Origin of the sequence: Paraburkholderia sp. SIMBA_053, assembly GCF_046534895.1 — a bacterium.
Taxonomy (GTDB): Bacteria; Pseudomonadota; Gammaproteobacteria; order Burkholderiales; family Burkholderiaceae; genus Paraburkholderia; species Paraburkholderia caledonica.
This window is the reverse complement of record NZ_JAWRXU010000459.1, coordinates 1-287: the sequence shown is the minus strand read 5'-3', so window position 1 is coordinate 287 and position 287 is coordinate 1. Positions and strand designations below refer to the sequence as shown.

Annotated in this window: 1 protein-coding gene; it reads left to right on the top strand. The window is 68.6% G+C overall.

Annotation, left to right across the window (positions count from 1 at the left end; translation table 11 throughout):
• Positions 1-287, top strand: a 287-nt coding sequence (locus SB753_RS36415) for a flagellin hook IN motif-containing protein (protein WP_410804970.1), incomplete at both ends; no start/stop codon positions are given.

The following is a 287-nucleotide window of genomic DNA, read 5'->3' as shown; positions in this document are numbered from 1 at the left end:
CTGCCACTACGGGCGCGGTCGCCGGCAGCTACAGCGTCGCGGTCTCGCAGGTCGCGGCGTCGCAGGCGCTGTCGTCGTCGGCTTTCACGGCTAGCCAGGCGCTCGGTACGGGCACGCTGTCGCTCTCGCTCGGCAGCAAGTCGTTTGACGTGTCGATCACGAGCAGCAACAACACCGTTGCCGGCATCGCTGCCGCAATCAACAGCGCGACCGGCAACCCGGGCATCACGGCGACTGTCGTGAACGGCACTGACGGCGCCCACCTCGTGCTCGCGTCGAGCACGACC